This is a genomic window from Acuticoccus sp. I52.16.1, from assembly GCF_022865125.1.
In the GTDB taxonomy this organism is placed as follows: domain Bacteria; phylum Pseudomonadota; class Alphaproteobacteria; order Rhizobiales; family Amorphaceae; genus Acuticoccus.
Genome location: NZ_CP094828.1, coordinates 3443956 through 3461351, shown reverse-complemented (window position 1 = coordinate 3461351; position 17396 = coordinate 3443956). Strand labels below are relative to the sequence as shown.

Genomic DNA, 17396 nt, shown 5'->3' with positions numbered 1-17396 from the left:
GAGCTCTCATGGCCAACAAGGTCATCATCACCTGCGCCGTCACCGGGTCGATCCACACCCCGTCGATGTCGCCTCACCTGCCGATCACGCCCGAGGAGATCGCCGATGCGGCCGTCGGCGCGGCGGAGGCCGGCGCGGCGGTCGTGCACCTTCACGCGCGTCACCCCGAGACCGGCCTGCCGGACCAGTCGCCCGAGGCGTTCGGCAAGTTCCTGCCGGTGATCAAGCAGCGCTCCAACTGCGTCATCAACATCACCACCGGCGGCGCGCCGACGATGTCGGTCGAGGAGCGGATGCGCCCGGCGGAGGTCTTCAAGCCAGAGGTCGCCTCGCTGAACATGGGGTCGATGAACTTCGGCCTCTTCCCGATGCTGAACCGCTTCAAGGAGTTCAAGCACGACTGGGAGCAGCCTTACCTGGAAGGCTCCAGGGACCGGATTTTCAAGAATACCTTCGGCGACATCGAGCACATTCTCACCGCCTGCGCCGAAAACGGCACCCGGTTCGAGATCGAGTGCTACGACATCGGCCATCTCTACACCCTCGCCCACTTCGTCGAGCGCGGCCTCGTCAAGCCGCCGTTCTTCGTGCAGTCGGTGTTCGGCATCCTGGGCGGCATCGGCGGGCATCCGGAGGACGTGGCGCACATGAAGCGCACCGCCGACCGCCTGTTCGGCTCGGACTATCGCTGGTCGGTGCTGGGCGCGGGACGCAACCAGATGCGCATCGCGGCGATCGCGGCGGCGATGGGCGGCAACGTGCGGGTGGGCCTGGAAGACAACCTGTGGGCCGGAAAGGGCCGCCTCGCCACCTCCAACGCCGAGCAGGTGACGATCGCCCGCGGCATCCTGGAAGGCCTGGGGCTGGAGATCGCGACGCCCGACGAGGCGCGCGAGATCCTGCAGCTCAAGGGCGGCGACCGCGTCGAGTTCTAGAGGGTCCGTCGCACACGCACGGCCGTGGACGAACGGCTGTCGGCGCCTCGGAACGCCGACCGTGTGCGCCCGGCCGGGGCGGCGCCCTCCGCGCCTCCCTTCGGAGGAGGCGCCGCCTCCTCTGCGCCGCCCTCGGAGGATGCGCAGAGAGCGGGCCGACCCCGGCGCGACGATGGTCGCAACGGGCGGGTGTCAGCCGTTGGGACGCGTGAGCATCGCGCGCTTGGCGCTGTGCTTTCTGGCCTGTGAGACGGCCATCCAGACCAGGATCGCCAGCGTCAGTCCGATGAGCGCCGCACTGACCGGCCGCTCGAGGAAGACCAGGATGTCGCCGCGTGAGATCAGCAGCGTGCGGCGCAGGTGCTGTTCCATCAGCGGGCCGAGAATGTAGCCCAAGAGCAGCGGCGCGATCGGGAAATTGTACAGCATCAGCAGATAGCCGATCACCCCGAACCCCATGGCGACGTACACGTCGAACACGGAGTTGTTCACGCTGTAGACCCCGACGCAGATGAAGAAGAGCATCGCCGGATAGAGCACCCGGTACGGGATGGTGAGCACCCGCACCCAAAGGCCGATGAAGGGGATGTTGAGGACGAGCAGCAGCACGTTGCCGACCCAGAAGCTGGCGACCAGCCCCCAGAACATCTCCGGATGCTCCACGACGAGCAGCGGCCCCGGCGCAATGCCGTGGATCATCAGCGCGCCGATCAGCACGGCCATCACGGCGTCCCCCGGAATGCCGAGGCTGAGGGTGGGGATGAACGCGGCCTGCACCGAGGCGTTGTTGGCCGCTTCCGGCGCCACGACGCCCTCCACTGTGCCGGTGCCGAACTTCTCCGGGTGACGCGAGAGCTTGCGCTCCATCGCGTAGGCCATGAAGGCGGCGATGCTCGGCCCCGCCCCCGGCAGGATACCGACCGCCGACCCGAGGACGGAGGACCGCCCCATGGGCCCCCAGGACGCGCGCCAGTCCGCCCGTGTCGGGACGAGCGAGCGGAAGGTGATCGCCTTGCGCTCGATGCGCGGGGCGTCGTTGTGGGCGAGGTTCTTGATGATCTCGGAAATGCCGAAGATCCCCATGGCGACCGCGACGAGGCTGAAGCCGTCGGCGAACCGGTAGGAGCCGAACGCGAAGCGCAGCGTGCCGGTGTTGACGTCCATCCCCGCGAGACCGACGGCGATGCCGACGAACACCATCGCCAGCCCCTTGATCGGCGAGCCGACCGACAAAGTCGACGCGGCGACCAGCCCCAGCAGCATGATCGCGAAATACTCCGCCGAAGTGAACCGCACGGCGACGTTCGCCAGCATCGGCGCGAACAGGATGAGCAGGGCGATCGCGAACGAACCGCCGACGAAGGAGGCGATGGAGGTCATGAACAGCGCGACACCCGCGCGGCCGTTGCGCGCCATCGGATGCCCGTCGAGACAGGTCGCGGCGGCCGTCGCCGTCCCGGGGATGTTCAACAGGATGGCGGCCGTCGAACTGCCGTACTGCGCACCGTAGAAGATCCCGGCCAGCATGATGAGCGCGACGGTCGGGTCGAGATAGAACGTCAGCGGCAGGCACATCGAGATCGTCGCCAGGGCGCCGATCCCCGGCAGGACGCCGACGAGGGTGCCCAGCGTGACGCCCGCGAAACAGAAGAGCAGAGCCTCGGGCGTGAGGGCCGTCTGAAAGCCCAGGGACAGGTTGTCGACGAACGTCACGACGTCACCATTTGAAGGCGTCCAGAGGAAGACCAAGACCCTGGATGAAGATGAGCTGCCCGCCGACGCAGAGCACGAGCGCGATGGCCGACGCGGCGACCGGACCGAGGTCGCGCCCGCCGAGCGCCGAAAGGCCGACGAGCGCGAACGTGGCGGGGTAGAGGCCGTAACGGTCGACGAGATAGCTCCACGCGATGATGCCGGCCCCCACCGCGAGGACGGGACGCAGACGCGGGACGGCTTCGTCGTCCGCCGAGGTGGGCTCCAGAAGGACCCCGACGCCCAGCAGCATCAGGATCGCGCCGGTGCCCACCGGGAATGCGCCGGGCCCGAGCTGGAAGCCGGTGCCCAGGCTGTAGTGCAACCCCTCCCAGACGACGAAGGCGCCGAACAGCACGATGGCGAGCGCGCAGAGCCACTGCTGCCGCGGCCGATCCACAATGAGCGTCATGGCAGAGCCTTTCGGGCCGCGGCGGGCGCGGCCCTTCGGTTCGATCATTCTACTGGAGCGAGATGCCGGCGTCCTCGGCGATGGCGGACCAGCGCTCGACCTCGTCGCCGATGCGCGACTTGAACTCCGCGGACGTGCTGCCGACCGGCTCCGCGCCCAGCTTGGCGAGCCGCGCCTTCACGTCGTCCTGCTGCATGATCTCGCCGACCGCCGTTTCCAGAACCGCGACGACGTCGTCCGGAGTGCCGGCCGGGGCGAGAAGGCCGAACCACGCCGTCACGTCATAGTCGGGCATTCCCGCCTCCTTGAAGGTCGGGATGTCCGGGTGCTCCGGCCAGCGGGTCGTGGTGGTCACGGCAAGCGCCCGCACGTTGCCGGCGCGGATGTGCTCGGAGGCCGAGGGCATGTTGTCGAACGCGATGGGGACTTCGCCGCCGATGACCGCCGCCAGCATCGGACCGCCGCCCTGATAGGGGATGTGCACCATGTCGATCCCGCCCTGGGCCTTCATCAGCTCGCCGGACATGTGCGGGCTGCCGCCGATGGCCGTCGACCCGAAGCTGATCGAGCCGGGCTCGTTCTTGGCGGCGGCGACGACATCCTCGACGGTCTGGAACTCGGTCTGCGTATTGGCGAGGAGCACGTTCGGGGTGTTGGCCATGACCGAGATCGGCGTGAAGTCGGCGATCGGATCGTAGGGCAGATCGCTGCGCAGCGCCGGATTGATCCCGTGCGTGTTGATGTTGCCGCAGACCAGGGTGTAGCCGTCCGGCTCGGCCTGGGCGACGAGCGACATGGCGAGCGCGCCGCTGGCGCCGGGCTTGTTCTCGATGACGAACGGCTGGCCGAGCTTTTGCGTGAGCTGCTCGCCGACGATGCGGGCGAGAACGTCGGTCGTGCCCCCGGCGGGATAGGGAACGACGATGGTCACCGGCTTCTGCGGATAGTCGGCCCATGCCGGGGCGATGGCGGCGGTGGCCACCACGCCGGCCAGAAGCGCGGTCTTGATGATAGCGTGCATTGTTTCCTCCATGCGTATTTTCAGCCGGTCGCCCTTCGCGTGGCGGCCGGCGCGGAACACGGGTGTGCTCGGGATGGGCGCGCCGTTCTGTGCGGCGCTTCGCCCCGTCAGGCGGGTTCGGTGACGTGCCCGCGGCGGATCGAGTTGGCGAGCCGGTCCGGGATCTCGACCTCCATCGTCAAAATCGCAGCCGCCAGGGACTTGCCGTAGTTGTCGAGGCAGAGGCTGCGGGAGACCCCCCCTCCCAGCGCGCCCTCGCACACGAAGTTGAGGACCCCCAGCTTGTCGACGTCGTACCGCGTCACCGTACCGGTCACGACGCCATCGTAGTGCGAGCGCACGGCGGCATCGGTGATCTGCTCTTTGATGTGGGGGTAGAACTCGCTCTCGTAGGCGATGACGGTGATGTTCGACGTGTTGCCCTTGTCGCCCGAACGGGAATGGGCGAGCGCTCTCAACGGAACCTTCATCGGAACCTCAAAAATAGTGGATTTGCGGGGTGACGCGCGTGCGGTCGAGAAGCATCGACCAGACGCCGATGACTTCGCGCACACGGTCGCCGTGCGGGACGCTCTTGCCGGTGGAGCCGATGCCGGAGACGGCCATGCCGTCGACCTCGCGGCCGACCTTCTCGGCCTCCGCGCGGGTCCGCGTGCGCGCCGAAACGCGAACCGCGACCTCGTAAGGCTCGGCCTGCGGCCATTTCGACATCGGCCCGTGGATCGCGTTCACGCCGATGAAGTCGATCCGCACGTCCTCGGCGTCGAGTTCGACGATGCGGAAGCGCTCTTCCAGGATGCGCTTGGCGAGCTTGGCCTTGTCGAGGCAGCCCGGCCCGGCGAAGTAGAACATGTCCTGACCGATGTACCCCTCCATCATGCCGACGCTGACCTTCAGCGTGTCGGTCCGGGGCTTGCCGCGCAGGGACGTGACGCGCACGCGGTCGCCGCCCAGCTCCTCGATCTCGCTGTCGGTGAAGTCGACCACGCCGTCGGGCGTGATGTAGTTGGCCGGGTCGTGCACCTCGTAAAACATCTGCTCCAGCACGGTGCGGCGGTTCACGGCGCCCCCGGTACCGGCGAGTTTACCGATGACGACCGACCCGTCGGGCTCCACCTCGGCGATGGGGAAGGCGAGGTTCCAGGGCTCGGGCACGTCCTTGTAGCCGGGGTCGACGAAGTAGCCGCCCGTCACCTGGGCGCCGCACTCCATGAGATGTCCGATCGCCGATCCGCGCCCGATCAATTCGGCGTCGAGCGGATCCCAGCCGAACTCGTACATCATCGGCGCAAGGAACAGCGAGGGGTCGGCCACGCGCCCGGTCAGCACGATCTGCGCGCCGCCCTTCAGCGCTTCGACGATGGGCTCCGCCCCCAGGTAGGCCTCGGCGGCGACGACTTCTCCGTGGAGGTCCTTCAGCGCGGCGCCGTTCTCCAGGACCGGGCCGGTGAGCTCGTCGATCTGGTCGTCGAGGAGCGAGCCGGTGACGGCGGCGACCTTCACATCCGGATGGCCGAGTTCAGCGAGGATCTGCTTGGTCTTCTTCGCGGCGCCGATCGGATTGATCCAGCCCTGATTGGAGACGATCTTCGTCCCGCGCGCCAGGCAGTGGGGAAGGACGGCGCGATAGCGGTCCTCCAGATAGGTGTCGAACCCTTCGAACGACGGGTCGCGACGCTTACGGACCTGCGCGGCGGACACCGTCGCCTCCGCCATCGTCTCGAAGCACAGATAGTCGAGATCGCCCGACTTCGCGTTGGCGACAGCCGGCGATATCCGGTCTCCCCACCAAGAGGAGCCCGACCCGATACGAAGCGTCATGCGCTCCCTCCCTGACAGCACGCCGATACATCGTCGGCGATCAATATGATACATGATGTATCATGTGTGTTAGGTGTCAATCCACTTTCGGCTCGCTTGGCCGGATCATTTCGAGCGGATAGATTTCGGTCGATTTTCGAGGGGTGACCATGAGTGAGCCGGCGACCGTCATCGACCTGTCGCACCGCGATAATCTCTCACAGCTGATCTATGCCCAGTTGCGAAACGAGATTATCGGCGGTCAGTGGCACCCGGCCGCGAAGCTTTCCATCCGCCAGCAGGCGCAGCGTTTTCGCGTCAGCGTCACCCCGGTTCGCGAAGCGCTTCTGCAGCTTGCCAGCGAGAAGGCGCTGGTGCTGGAGCCCCGCAGCTTTCGCGTCCCGGTGCTGTCACGGGCGGAATTCATCGAAATTCGCAAAGCCCGAGTGGCGCTCGAAGGGCTGTTGGCCGGCGAGGCCGTCGTCCAGCCGGATGCGGCGTTCGCGGGCCGGCTCGCGGCCCTGCACGAGGAGCTGATCGGGGCGAAGCTGGCCGGCCGCTATGACGTCGTCATGCAACGCAATCGCGATTTTCACTTCTCTCTCTACGAGAAGGCGTCCATGCCGCAGGTGGTGTCCATCGTCGAAGGTCTCTGGGCGCAGACCGGGCCCTATCAGCACAGCCTCTACCGCCGCGAGACGGCCGTGCCCGCGGACACGCACGACCATCTGAGGGTCATCCAGGCCGTTCGCCGCGGAGATGCGGCCCTGGCCGCGCGCGCCGTCGTCGACGACATCACCCTGCGCGGCGTGCGGCTCGAAGAAATCGGCGCGGCCGAGCCGTCGGGCTTTTCCGACCGCGCCTAGGTCGTGGACTCATGGTGTCGTAGCCATAGGCGGGTCGATGCCAAGGCGACGGCGGCCATGAAGTTTCGGGCGAGTTTGTCGAATCGGGTGGCAATGCGGCGGAAGTGCTTCAGCTTGTTGAAGTACCGCTCGACGAGGTTGCGCAGCCGATAGAGCGGTGGTGCAACGGTGCGCATAACACGAACGTTGCGCTGGCTCGGGATGTGGGCGGTGGCGCCTCTGGCCGCACACCATTCGATCAGCGCCTTGGCGCTGTAGCCGCGGTCGGCCACGATGTCCGGTGCGAGTGGGAGCCCGTCGAGGAGGATCGGCGCTGTTGTCTTGTCGGAGGCCTGACCAGCCGTGATTACGAAGCGGATCGGCAGGCCCCGCTCGTTGACGACGGCGTGGAGTTTGGTCGTCAGTCCTCCACGAGAACGGCCAATGGCGTGATCCGGGCCCCCTTTTTTCCGCCGGCTGCGTGCTGGTGAGCCTTCACGATGGAGCTGTCGATGAGCTGGAGCGCGGCCGGCTCTTCTCGAGCAAGTGCCTCGAACACCACCAGCCATACGCCGCGCTTGGCCCATCTGTTGAAGCGATTGTAGACCGTCGTCGATGGGCCATAGCGCGCCGGCAAGTCGCGCCACGGTGACCCGGTCCGCAACACCCAGAAGATGCCGTTGAGGACACGCCGGTCGTCCACACGCTGCTTTCCGGCCGGCGCCGGCGGCAACAGCGGCTCGATGATCGACCATTCCACTTCGCTCAGATCGTAACGTGCCACGCCCCAACTCCTGACTGACAGGAGATTGAATCATGGGCGCGACCATTTGAGAATCCCGGACCATGAGTTCACGACCTAGCGGCCGGCCTCGGGCGCGGGGCCGCCCGCGCGGTCAGGAGGCCGAGGCGAGCGAGCGGTGGGAGGCGTCCTTCAACAGCAGCGCGATGATGTCCGATCGGGTGATGATGCCGACCAGGCGCTCCTCGTCGATCACGGGCACCACCTGGACCTGCTGCGTCGCCAGGCGGTTGAGCAGCGAGCCGACGGGGGTCCGGCTGGTGACCGGCACGGCCGGCTCGACCATCGCGTCCTCGGCCAGCAGGTCGCGGAACGGGCGCTTCAGGCGGCGCGCGCTGCGTGAGCGCTGCAGCGGCTGGCCCAGCGTCAGCGCCGAGATCAGGTTCGCCTGGAGCACGATGCCGAGCAGGCGGCCGGCACCGTCCACCACCGGCAGGCTCTTGATGGCGTGGCGCTGGAACAGCCAGGCGGCGCGGATCAGCGGCGTCTCCGGGCTCACGGTGATGAGCTCGCCCGACATGATGTCGACGCAGCGCGTCCCCTCGAACCGATGCGAGACCGCCTCGCGCTCGGCCGCGGCGAGCAGGCGCGCCAGATCGGCGACGCCGACGTTGGACGACTGATTGTAGCTCGTCAGAAGGTTCTGCAGCTCGGCGGTGGAGAGGCCCAGCCGCTGCTCGGCGACGGTCGGCCCGGCGGCTTGCCGGAACGGGTAGATCCGTCCGGTCCAGCGGTTGTAGACGACGGCCACCAGCACCAGCAGCGCCGTCGTCACCCCGACCGGCACGAGCGCGAAGAGCGGGCCGATCTCTCGGACGGTGTCGGCCTCGATGGTGGCGAGGAGGGCGACGGCCCCTCCGGGCGGATGCAGCGCGCGCGCCAGCATCATGCAGTAGATCGCGGCGCCCACGGCGACGGCCGGCGCCCAGGGCGAGGCGAGCGAGTAGACCACCGCCGTCGCCGCCAGCGCCGAGACGGCGTTGCCGACCACCGCCGACCATGGCTGCGCCAGAGGGCTGTTGGGGACGGCGAAGACCAGCACCGCCGTCGCCCCCAACGGGGCGATGAGGAACCAGTCGGCGCCGTACCTGTCGCGCAGCACCATCGTCACCAGCGCGCAGATCAGGAGGCCGACGCCGGCGCCGAATGCGGCACGCAGCCGCTCGTCGGCGTGGGTGCCGGGGATGGCGGGCAGGAAGGGACGGCCGAACTGAGCGACGCGGCCGGAGCGGCTTGGTGTGTGCGATTTGTTCATGGCGATGCGTCTTGTGCGCGACGGAGGCGGCACGCGTAAAGGCACGCGCGGCAGGAACAGGGCGCCGCCGCCCCGCCGGACCGGCACGTCGGCGGCTGGTGACCCGCCGTGCCGGCGACGCACGACCCACGACCGGCGACCCACTCCCGCCGACCGGCGAGGTCGGCACACGAGAAAGCCCGCGGTCGGAACCGCGGGCTCGTGGCGTTCAGCGTCGGCCGCGCGGCCGGTCTACTCCGCCGCGTGCGGCATGCCCGGCAGGCCGTGGGCGCTGTCGCCCTTGGTCGACTGCGGGGTGTTGCCGGTGATCGGCAGGCCGTTGGGGTCGTAGCCGGCATCGCGGCTCTTGGCTTCCCACTCGGCGCGCACGCCCGCCTCGTAGCGCGGGTCCACCTGGGCGAGATGGCCGAACCAGCGCTCGACGATCTCGGTCGGCACGCCGACCATGGCGCCGCCCATGTTGGCGTGCAGGCGGGCCCGCTCGTCGTCGTTCATGACCTTGGCGTAGAGGTCGCGAACCTGGAGGTAGTCGTCGTACTCGCGATGGTCGTAGCGCGCGGCGTCCCCGTGGATCCTGAGCGGCGGCTCCTGGGCGGTGCGATCCTCGACCGCGCCGTTGAACGAATTCGGCTCGTAGTAGGCATTCTCGTTGCCGGTCGCGACGCCGCCGTACATGTTCATCTCGCCGTCCTTGTGGTAATGGTGTACCGGACAGCGGGGACGGTTGACGGGGATCGTCTCGTAGTGCGTGCCGAGGCGGTAGCGGTGCGCGTCGGCGTAGGAGAAGATGCGCGCCTGGAGCATCTTGTCCGGCGACCAGGAGATACCCGGCACGATGTTCGAGGGCGAGAACGCCGCGTTCTCGATCTCCGCGAAGTAGTTGTCCGGATTGCGGTTCAGCTCCACGTAGCCGACGTCGATCGGCGGATACTCCGCGTGCGGCCACACCTTGGTGAGGTCGAACGGGTTGTAGGCCGTTTTCTCCGCATCGGCTTCGGGCATGATCTGCACCTGGAACTTCCAGCGCGGATACTCGCCGTTCTCGATCGTGTTGAAGAGCGCTTCCTGGTAGCCCTCGCGGGTGCGCCCGATGATCTTCTCGGACTCCTCGTTCGAGTACCACTTGTGGCCCTGCTCGGTCTTGAAGTGGAACTTCACCCAGTAGCGCTCGCCCGCGTCGTTCCAGAACGAGAAGGTGTGGCTGCCGTACCCGTTCATGTTCATCGGCGTCTGCGGCAGGCCGCGATCCGACATCAGTATCGTCACCTGGTGCAGCGCCTCCGGGGAGAGCGACCAGAAGTCCCACATCGCCGTCGGCGAGCGCATGTTGGTCTTCGGGTGGCGCTTCTGGGTGTGGATGAAATCGGGGAACTTGTACGGGTCGCGCACGAAGAAGACCGGCGTGTTGTTGCCGACCATGTCCCAGTTGCCCTCGTCGGTGTAGAATTTGAGGGCGAAGCCGCGCACGTCGCGCTCGTGGTCGGCGGCACCCTGCTCACCGGCGACGGTGGAGAAGCGCGCGATCATCGGCGTCTCGGCGCCCGGTTGCAGGCACTTGGCCTTGGTGTACTTCGAGATATCGCCGGTGATGACGAGCTTGCCGTGGGCGCCCCAGCCCTTGGCGTGGACGGTACGCTCGGGGATCCGCTCGCGGTTCTGGTGCGCCAGCTTCTCGATCAGCTGGTAGTCCTGCAGGAGGACGGGGCCCTTCTGACCCGCCGACAGCGAGTCCTGGTTGTTGGGCCAGGGAGCGCCGGCCGACGTAGTGAGTTTCGGTCGATCCGTCATCGTGGAACTCCTCGAATTGTTATCATTAAACCTATTAGACCGAGGCGACGCCTAACGTCCAATCGGTTATTTGGCACCCATTGATAGAAGATCCCTATCAGGGACAGGCCCGGCCGAGCGCGCCCGCCCTTTCGCGGCCGCTTCCCCTCCGGGCATGCTCGAAATATGGAGGCCTCGTTGCTCGTCTTCCAATGCGCCGGCGCGGATTTCGCATGACACTTTTTTGTCGGCACCGTCGCAACGATGGGGTCGGGAGGCCGGAGCGGGCCGCGACATTCTGTTGCTCGCGGTGTGTCCGGATGCTAAATACTTGGTAAACTTACATTAGGTTTATCCATGGCAGATCTGGTCGACGGCCTCGGCGGCATCGCCGGTTTTGGTGAAAATCATTTGGAGCCGAATGACGACGAAAGCAGCGTCGCCATTGATATTACCGGCATCTTCCCCGGCGGACTGAACTTTTTCGGCACCGTCTACGAGGCGCTCTACCTCAACAACAACGGGAACATTACGTTCGAGAGCCCGCTGTCGACGTTCACGCCGTTCGGGATCATCGAATCCACGCGGCCGATCATCGCCGCCTATTTCGCCGACGTCGACACCCGCGGGGACGAGGCCGAGCTGAGCCCGACGCCCGGCGGCACCAGCCAGGGGACCGACCTCGTCTGGTACGATTTCGACACGCAGAACGGCGTCTTCACCGTCACCTGGGACGACGTCGGCGTCTATTCCTCGGACCTGGCGACCCGCAACGCCTTCCAGTTGCAGCTCGTCGACCGCGGCGGCGGCGATTTCGACATCGTCTTCCGCTACGAGGAGGTCGAGTGGACGGTGGGCTCGGCTTCGGGCGACACCGACGCGCGTATCGGCTACTCCGCCGGCGACCAGCGGAATTATTCCGAGCTCGCCGCCTCCGGCAACCGTGCCGCCCTCCTCGGCCTGCCCGACGCGCCGGGCCTCGGCTCGCCCACGCGCGGCGTCGTCGTCTACGAGGTGCGCGGCGGCGTGGTGCAGAACCCGGACGAGGACGACACCCCCGCCGGCGGCCACGGAATCATCGACGATCCCGACGATCCCGACGACGACGGAGGGGTCCCGCCCGACGAGGACGTCGAGGGCGAGGTCGTCGCCGGCACGCGCGCGGACGACGTGCTGACCGGCACCTACGGCAACGACACGATCGGCGGCGGCGCAGGACGCGACGCGATCCACGGCGGCGCTGGCGACGACGTGATCAAAGGCGGACGCGACAGCGACGGGATCGACGCCGGCGCCGGCGACGACCTCGTCCGCGGCAACGCCGGCGACGACCGCATCGTCGGCGATACCGGCGACGACACGCTGCTGGGCGGCAACGGCGACGACACGCTGATCGGCCGCGGCGGCGACGATTTGATACGCGGCGGGCTGGGCGACGACGTCATCATCGGCGGGCGCGGGCGCGATGTGGTGACCGGCGAAGCGGGCGCCGACACCTTCGTCCTCTACGCGGCGGAGGGCCAGTCGCGCATCCTCGACTTCGAGGTCGACGTCGACCTCATCGGCCTCGACAACGGGCTGACCTTCGCCGACCTCTCGTTCGACGGCGACCGGATCCTCGCCGGCGAGGAAGTTCTCGCCGTCCTCGTCGGTGTCGACACCGCCGCGCTCTCCGCCAGCGACTTCACCGTCCTGTAGCCGGACCGCGGCCCCTCCCCCGGCCGCGTCGTCTCACCCGGAGTTGCGCAGGCCAGCGGCGATGCCGTTGATCGTCAGGTTGATGCCGTGCGGCACGCGGTCGTCCTCGTCCCCGGCGCGGTGGCGCTTCATCAGCTCGACCTGAAGGTGGTTCAGCGGGTCGAGGTAGGGGAAGCGGTTGCGGATCGAGCGGGCCAGCAGCGGGTTGGTGGCCAGCAGGTCGTTCTGCTGCGTGATCGTCAGCAGCATGCGCTTGGTCAGCTCGTGCTCGCCGCGGATGCGCGGGAAGACCCGCTCGCGCAGCGCCGCGTTCGGCACCAGCTCGGCATAGCGCGAGGCGATCGCGAGGTCGGTCTTGGACAGGACCATGTCCAGCGAGGAGAGCAGCGTCTCGAAGTAGGGCCACTCGGCCGCGAGGCGGCGCAGCACGTCGAGCCCGCCGTCATTGTCGGCGAGGTAGCCCTCGACGGCGGTGCCGAAGCCGTACCAGCCCGGCAGCATGACGCGGCACTGCGCCCAGCCGAACACCCACGGGATGGCGCGCAGGTCCTCGATGGCGCGGGAATTCTTGCGTGACGACGGGCGCGAGCCGATGTTGAGGTTGGCGATCTCGCCGATGACGGTCGAGGTCCAGAAATATTCCTCGAACCCCTCCGTCTCGTAGACCAAGGCTCGGTAGGACCTGAAGGCGCGCTCGGAGAGATCGTCCATCACCGCCATGAACTCGGGCGGCGAGGAGCCGGCGGCCTCGGGCAGCATGGTCGCCTCCAGCGTGGCGGCGATGATGGCCTCCAGATTGCGCCGCCCCAGCTCCGGGTTGGAGTACTTGCCGGTGATGACCTCGCCCTGCTCGGTGATGCGGATCGCGCCCGTGACCGCCCCCGCCGGCTGGGCGACGATCGCCTCGTAGCTCGGGCCGCCGCCACGGCCGACCGAGCCGCCGCGCCCGTGGAACAGGCGGATCGTCACGCCGTACTCGCCGAACACGTCGACCAGCTGGTGCTCGGCCTTGAACACCTCCCAGCGCGAGGTGAGGAAGCCGCCGTCCTTGTTGCTGTCGGAATAGCCGAGCATGACCTCCTGCATCTTGCCGCGGCTCTCCAGCAGCGGCACGTAGGCCGGAAGTCCGAAGAGCTGGCGCATGATACCGGGCGCGGCGCGCAGGTCGCCGATGGTCTCGAACAGCGGGACGATGTTGAGCGCCAGCGTCTGGTCGGTCGGCGTCATAAGGCCGACCTCCTTGAGGAGGACCGCCACCTCCAGCACGTCGCTCGCCGAGTCCGCCTTGGAGATGATGGCGTTCTCGATCACCCGGTCGCCGTAGCGGCGGCGCGCGATCGCGGCTTCGCGCAGGATGCCGAGCTCCTTCTCGGTCTCCTCCGAATAGTCCAGGAAGGGCGAGACCAGGATGCGCGGGGTGCCGAGCTCCCGCGACAGGATCGCGATCTTCTCGTCCTCGCCGAGACCGGCGTAGTTCTCGACCACGCTCGCCTTGGCGAACAGCTCTTCCAGCACGCGCTCGTGCACGTCCGAGTTCTGGCGCAGGTCGATGGTGGCGAGGTGGAAGCCGAAGATGTCGGCCGCGCGGCGCAGGTGCCGCAGCCGCCCGCGCGCCAGCCGCTCCGACCCGTTGGCCGACAGCGAGCGATGGATCGCGGCGAGGTCCTGGCGAAACTCGTCCGGCCCGGCATAGGGGTCGGGCAGGTCGTGGCCGTTGGGCGCGTGCAGCGCGGCGCGCGTGGCGGCGAGGCGGCGGCGGATACCGGTCAGCGCGCGGCGGTAGGGCTCGGAGGCCTGATGCGGGCTGTCGTCGGACATCTGGGCCAGTTCGGCGACCTCCGCGCTCACCTTCACGAGGCGCTCGTCGAGGGACAGCTCGCCCGCGAGCTGGAACAGCTCCCGCTCATAGTGGTCGAAGATCTTCTCGCTGTTGAGGCGCGTGGCCGTGCGCAGGATCTCGGCGTTGACGAAGGGGTGGCCGTCGCGGTCGCCGCCGATCCAGGAGCCCATGCGGAAGAAGGCCGGCAGCGGGTTGGCCGCGGGGTCGAGCCCGAGCGCGTCCTCCAACTCGTTGTAGAGGTTGGGGAGTTCCTCCAGGAACGTATAGTCGTAGTAGGCGAGCGCGTTGGCGACCTCGTCCGGCACGCCGAGGCGATTGCGGCGCAGGATGCTCGTCTGCCACAATGTCAGGATCGCGCGCTCGAGAGCGGCCTCGGTGGAGGCGTCCTCCTGCGGGGTGAGGCGACCGCCGTCGCGCCGGGTCAACAGCGCCGCGATCTCGCGCTCGCGGTCGAGGGCGGACTTGCGCCGTACCTCGGTCGGATGCGCGGTGAGGACGGGGCTGATCAGCGCATCGTCGAGCGCGGCGCGGATGTCGGCCGGGGAGAAGCCGCCGTCGGCGAGACGCGCGAGGGTGAGCGCCAGGCTGCCGTCGCGCGGGTCCGACCGCGCGATCTGGTGTGCGCGGTTACGGCGGATATGGTGCTGGTCCTCGCAGATGTTGGCGAGGTGCGAGAAATAGCTGAAGGCGCGGATCGTCTGTATCGCGCCGCCGCGGGAGAGGTGGGACAGCGTATCCTCCAGCTCGTCGCGGGCGGAGGTGTCCTCGTCGCGGTGGAAGCGCAGGCCGAGCTGGCGGACCTGCTCGATGAGTGCGAAGATCTCGCCGCCTTCCTGCGTGCGGACGACCTCGCCGAGCAGGCGGCCGACCAGGCGAATGTCCTCGCGCAGCGGGGCGTCCTTGTCGTCGTCGATGGGCATGGCTGTCTCCCTCGGTCCTGCCGGCGGCGTGGCGCACCATGCCCCAAACAGTGGCGTCCGGCACGCGGTGTTGCCGGTCGCGCCGGACGATGCAACAACGCGGCCAGAGCGGGGCGCCCAATTGCGCATCAGCGTCCCAGCTTCTCGCAGTGCACAGTTGTGCAGGATGCTTGGACGGGATGCATAGCAAGCAGTCCCCCTATCCCGCGAATGCATAACTAAAAGTCACAACACGGGCAGAAGATGCCTCATACTTGGGACCGTTCGAGAATGTATTCGTCACGAACGTACGGGGAGGTTTGATGGACCCGCAAGCGCTTGAAAAAGACGCACAAACTCTAGGGGACCTGCGCAAGTCCGTTGGTCGGGACATGTGGGTTTCCCGCTGGTTCACGGTCGACCAGGCGCTGATCGATCGGCACGCCGAATCGAGCGGCGATCGCCAGTTCATCCACGTGGACCCCGTCCGGGCGAAGGCCGAATCGCCCTTCGGCGGGACGATTGCCCACGGGTTTCTGACGCTGTCGCTGTTGCCGGCGATGTCGAACGACGCGCTGCCGCAGCGGACCGGGGTCCGGATGAACCTCGACTACGGGTTCGACCGGGTGCGCTTTCTGGCACCGGTGCGGTGTGGCTCGCGGGTGCGCGGCCGCTTCTCGCTGACACACCTCGACGACCAGACGCCGGCCGAGCTGACGCTCACCTGGTCGGTCACCGTCGAGATCGAAGGCGGGCTGAAGCCCGTCCTCGCCGCCACGTGGATCACGCGGCAATATCTGGAGCACGAAGCCTGAGCATCCCCGCTCGCGCTTAGCGGCGACGCGCGCGCCGCCCTTCGCTCCGGCCCCTCGTCGCGGCCGGCGTCTTCCCCTTCCGTCCTTCCGTCCCGCCCGGCGGTCGCCGGTGACGCTCGGCCTGACGCCGGCGTCGCCCCGGCCCGCGGTCGTGCGCGCCCGCACAGGCCGCATGGTTCACACAGCGGGCGGTTCGTGGTCACGAATCCAGCAAAATCACGGCCTCGGCGGCAGAGCGCACGGCGCCGGTTGCAGTCGCCCGGGCGGAGGGATACGACCGGCCGGTTCACCGGGAGGCCCCCATGGCCGACGTCACGCTCTACACCAATCCGATGTCGCGCGGGCGGATGGCCCGCTGGATGCTGGAGGAGATCGGCGCCCCCTACGAACGCGTCGTCGTCCCCTACGGCGAAGGCGGCACGGCGGCGGCGCAGTACCGGGCGCTCAACCCCATGGGCAAGGTGCCGGCGATCCGCCACGGCGACGCCGTCGTCACCGAGACCGCCGCCATCTGCGCCTATCTCGCCGACGCTTTTCCCGCCGCCGGCCTCGCGCCCGAGCCGGCGCACCGGGCAGCCTACTATCGCTGGCTCTTCTTCGCCGCGGGCTGTCTGGAACCGGCGGTCACGATGCACGCGCTCCAGGTGGAGATCTCCGCCGAGCGCAGCCGGATGGTCGGCTTCGGCACATACGCGCGCACGCTCGACGCGCTCGAGGCCGCGGTCTCGGCCGGGCCCTACATCGCCGGTGACCGCTTCACCGCGGCCGACGTCTACGTCGGCGCGCAGGTGACCTGGGGGCTGGCGTTCGGCAGCATCGAGCCGCGCGCCGCCTTCACCGCCTATTCCGAACGCATGGCGGCCCGCGAAGCCTACCGCCGCGCGACCGCGCTGGACGATGCCGACGCCAAGGAGATGACCGCAGAATGACGACGAAGCCGACGATCGCGCCCGTGACGCTGCGCGACAGCCACGTCACCCTCGCCCCGCTGGCGCATGCCCACCACGACGGCCTGGTGGAGGCGGCGGAGGACGGCGACGTGTGGCGTCTGTGGTACACGGCGGTGCCCAGCCGAGACGGGATGACGGCCGAGATCGACCGCCGCCTCGGCCTGCAGGAGGCGGGCACCATGGTGCCGTTCACCGTGTTCGACGGCGAGGGCCGGATCGCCGGCATGACGACCTACATGAACGTCGACCGGGCCAACCAGCGGGTCGAGATCGGCTCCACCTGGTACGCCCAGCGCGTGCAGCGCACGCGGCTGAACACGCAGGCCAAGCGGCTGCTGCTGGGGCACGCGTTCGAGGCGCTCGACTGCATCGCGGTGGAATTCCGCACGCACTTCATGAACCGCGCCAGCCGCAAGGCGATCGAGCGGCTGGGCGCCAAGCTCGACGGCGTCCTTCGCAACCACCAGATCGCGCCCGACGGCTCCCTGCGCGACACGGTCGTCTATTCGATCCTGCCGCACGAGTGGCCGGCGGTGCGCAACTCGCTGACCGGCATGCTGGAGCGGATGCCCGCCTGAACGGCGACTGCGGCGCGCCGCCACGCG

General features: G+C 68.2%; 14 protein-coding genes and 1 pseudogene. 6 read left to right on the top strand and 9 right to left on the bottom strand.

All coding sequences use genetic code 11. The features are described 5' to 3' along the window. The first annotated feature begins 8 nt into the window (after positions 1–8). Positions 9–935 carry a 3-keto-5-aminohexanoate cleavage protein gene (locus MRB58_RS15605; RefSeq protein ID WP_244778043.1) on the top strand — a complete coding sequence of 309 codons (927 nt, stop codon included), beginning with the start codon at positions 9–11 and terminating at the stop codon, positions 933–935. Between the two features lie 192 nt (positions 936–1127). Here MRB58_RS15605 and MRB58_RS15600 read toward each other — a convergent pair whose 3' ends face one another. The 5 genes from MRB58_RS15600 to MRB58_RS15580 form a co-directional block, all read right to left on the bottom strand. Then, positions 1128–2648, bottom strand: coding sequence for a tripartite tricarboxylate transporter permease (locus MRB58_RS15600; protein ID WP_244778042.1), 1521 nt, complete (start codon positions 2646–2648; stop codon positions 1128–1130). Positions 2649–2652: 4 nt separating this feature from the next. Further along, the gene (locus MRB58_RS15595; RefSeq protein ID WP_244778041.1) at positions 2653–3099 is read right to left on the bottom strand and encodes a tripartite tricarboxylate transporter TctB family protein; all 447 of its coding nucleotides are present in this window, start codon (positions 3097–3099) and stop codon (positions 2653–2655) included. A 49-nt stretch (positions 3100–3148) separates the two neighbouring features. Continuing rightward, on the bottom strand, positions 3149–4120 hold the full coding sequence (locus tag MRB58_RS15590; RefSeq protein ID WP_244778040.1) for a tripartite tricarboxylate transporter substrate binding protein: 972 nt from the start codon (positions 4118–4120) through the stop codon (positions 3149–3151). 107 nt (positions 4121–4227) lie between these two features. Further along, the gene (locus tag MRB58_RS15585; protein ID WP_244778039.1) at positions 4228–4590 is read right to left on the bottom strand and encodes a hypothetical protein; all 363 of its coding nucleotides are present in this window, start codon (positions 4588–4590) and stop codon (positions 4228–4230) included. Positions 4591–4597: 7 nt separating this feature from the next. Then, the gene (locus MRB58_RS15580; RefSeq protein ID WP_244778038.1) at positions 4598–5941 is read right to left on the bottom strand and encodes an acyclic terpene utilization AtuA family protein; all 1344 of its coding nucleotides are present in this window, start codon (positions 5939–5941) and stop codon (positions 4598–4600) included. A 149-nt stretch (positions 5942–6090) separates the two neighbouring features. Between MRB58_RS15580 and MRB58_RS15575 the strand changes: the two genes are divergently transcribed. Then, entirely contained in the window at positions 6091–6786 is a 696-nt protein-coding gene (locus MRB58_RS15575; RefSeq protein ID WP_244778037.1) for a GntR family transcriptional regulator, read from the top strand. On the opposite strand, the pseudogene MRB58_RS15570 reads toward MRB58_RS15575, so the two are convergent. The 3 genes and pseudogenes from MRB58_RS15570 to MRB58_RS15560 form a co-directional block, all read right to left on the bottom strand. Beyond that, a pseudogene (locus MRB58_RS15570) lies at positions 6783–7525 on the bottom strand (IS5 family transposase). The gene MRB58_RS15575 and the pseudogene MRB58_RS15570 sit on opposite strands and share 4 nt — an antisense overlap. 136 nt (positions 7526–7661) lie before the next feature. After that, positions 7662–8822 (bottom strand): HPP family protein, encoded by a 1161-nt coding sequence (locus tag MRB58_RS15565; protein ID WP_244778036.1) that lies wholly within the window; start codon positions 8820–8822, stop codon positions 7662–7664. Positions 8823–9053: 231 nt separating this feature from the next. Beyond that, positions 9054–10610 carry a catalase gene (locus tag MRB58_RS15560; protein ID WP_244778035.1) on the bottom strand — a complete coding sequence of 519 codons (1557 nt, stop codon included), beginning with the start codon at positions 10608–10610 and terminating at the stop codon, positions 9054–9056. A 336-nt stretch (positions 10611–10946) separates the two neighbouring features. On the opposite strand from MRB58_RS15560, the gene MRB58_RS15555 reads away from it, so the two are divergent. Beyond that, positions 10947–12287 (top strand): calcium-binding protein, encoded by a 1341-nt coding sequence (locus MRB58_RS15555; protein ID WP_244778034.1) that lies wholly within the window; start codon positions 10947–10949, stop codon positions 12285–12287. A gap of 33 nt (positions 12288–12320) precedes the next feature. Here MRB58_RS15555 and ppc read toward each other — a convergent pair whose 3' ends face one another. Beyond that, complete coding sequence (gene ppc / locus MRB58_RS15550; RefSeq protein WP_244778033.1) at positions 12321–15047, bottom strand: phosphoenolpyruvate carboxylase; 2727 nt, start codon at positions 15045–15047, stop codon at positions 12321–12323. Positions 15048–15349: 302 nt separating this feature from the next. Between ppc and MRB58_RS15545 the strand changes: the two genes are divergently transcribed. The 3 genes from MRB58_RS15545 (at position 15350) to MRB58_RS15535 (ending at position 17369) form a co-directional block, all read left to right on the top strand. Next, a complete protein-coding gene (locus MRB58_RS15545; protein ID WP_244778032.1) occupies positions 15350–15841 on the top strand; it encodes a MaoC family dehydratase in 492 nt (163 codons plus the stop codon). Positions 15842–16143: 302 nt separating this feature from the next. Next, positions 16144–16770 carry a glutathione S-transferase family protein gene (locus MRB58_RS15540; protein ID WP_244778031.1) on the top strand — a complete coding sequence of 209 codons (627 nt, stop codon included), beginning with the start codon at positions 16144–16146 and terminating at the stop codon, positions 16768–16770. Continuing rightward, on the top strand, positions 16767–17369 hold the full coding sequence (locus tag MRB58_RS15535; RefSeq protein ID WP_244778030.1) for a GNAT family N-acetyltransferase: 603 nt from the start codon (positions 16767–16769) through the stop codon (positions 17367–17369). Before MRB58_RS15540 ends, MRB58_RS15535 begins: the two co-directional genes overlap by 4 nt. Positions 17370–17396 lie beyond the last annotated feature (27 nt).

Coding starts and splice junctions, on each gene's coding strand:
- MRB58_RS15605 (WP_244778043.1), top strand. CDS start 9: ATGGCCAACAAGGTCATCATCACCTGCGCCGTCACCGGGTCGATCCAC.
- MRB58_RS15595 (WP_244778041.1), bottom strand. CDS start 3,099: ATGACGCTCATTGTGGATCGGCCGCGGCAGCAGTGGCTCTGCGCGCTC.
- MRB58_RS15590 (WP_244778040.1), bottom strand. CDS start 4,120: ATGCACGCTATCATCAAGACCGCGCTTCTGGCCGGCGTGGTGGCCACC.
- MRB58_RS15585 (WP_244778039.1), bottom strand. CDS start 4,590: ATGAAGGTTCCGTTGAGAGCGCTCGCCCATTCCCGTTCGGGCGACAAG.
- MRB58_RS15580 (WP_244778038.1), bottom strand. CDS start 5,941: ATGACGCTTCGTATCGGGTCGGGCTCCTCTTGGTGGGGAGACCGGATA.
- MRB58_RS15575 (WP_244778037.1), top strand. CDS start 6,091: ATGAGTGAGCCGGCGACCGTCATCGACCTGTCGCACCGCGATAATCTC.
- MRB58_RS15565 (WP_244778036.1), bottom strand. CDS start 8,822: ATGAACAAATCGCACACACCAAGCCGCTCCGGCCGCGTCGCTCAGTTC.
- MRB58_RS15560 (WP_244778035.1), bottom strand. CDS start 10,610: ATGACGGATCGACCGAAACTCACTACGTCGGCCGGCGCTCCCTGGCCC.
- MRB58_RS15555 (WP_244778034.1), top strand. CDS start 10,947: ATGGCAGATCTGGTCGACGGCCTCGGCGGCATCGCCGGTTTTGGTGAA.
- ppc (WP_244778033.1), bottom strand. CDS start 15,047: ATGCCCATCGACGACGACAAGGACGCCCCGCTGCGCGAGGACATTCGC.
- MRB58_RS15545 (WP_244778032.1), top strand. CDS start 15,350: ATGGACCCGCAAGCGCTTGAAAAAGACGCACAAACTCTAGGGGACCTG.
- MRB58_RS15540 (WP_244778031.1), top strand. CDS start 16,144: ATGGCCGACGTCACGCTCTACACCAATCCGATGTCGCGCGGGCGGATG.
- MRB58_RS15535 (WP_244778030.1), top strand. CDS start 16,767: ATGACGACGAAGCCGACGATCGCGCCCGTGACGCTGCGCGACAGCCAC.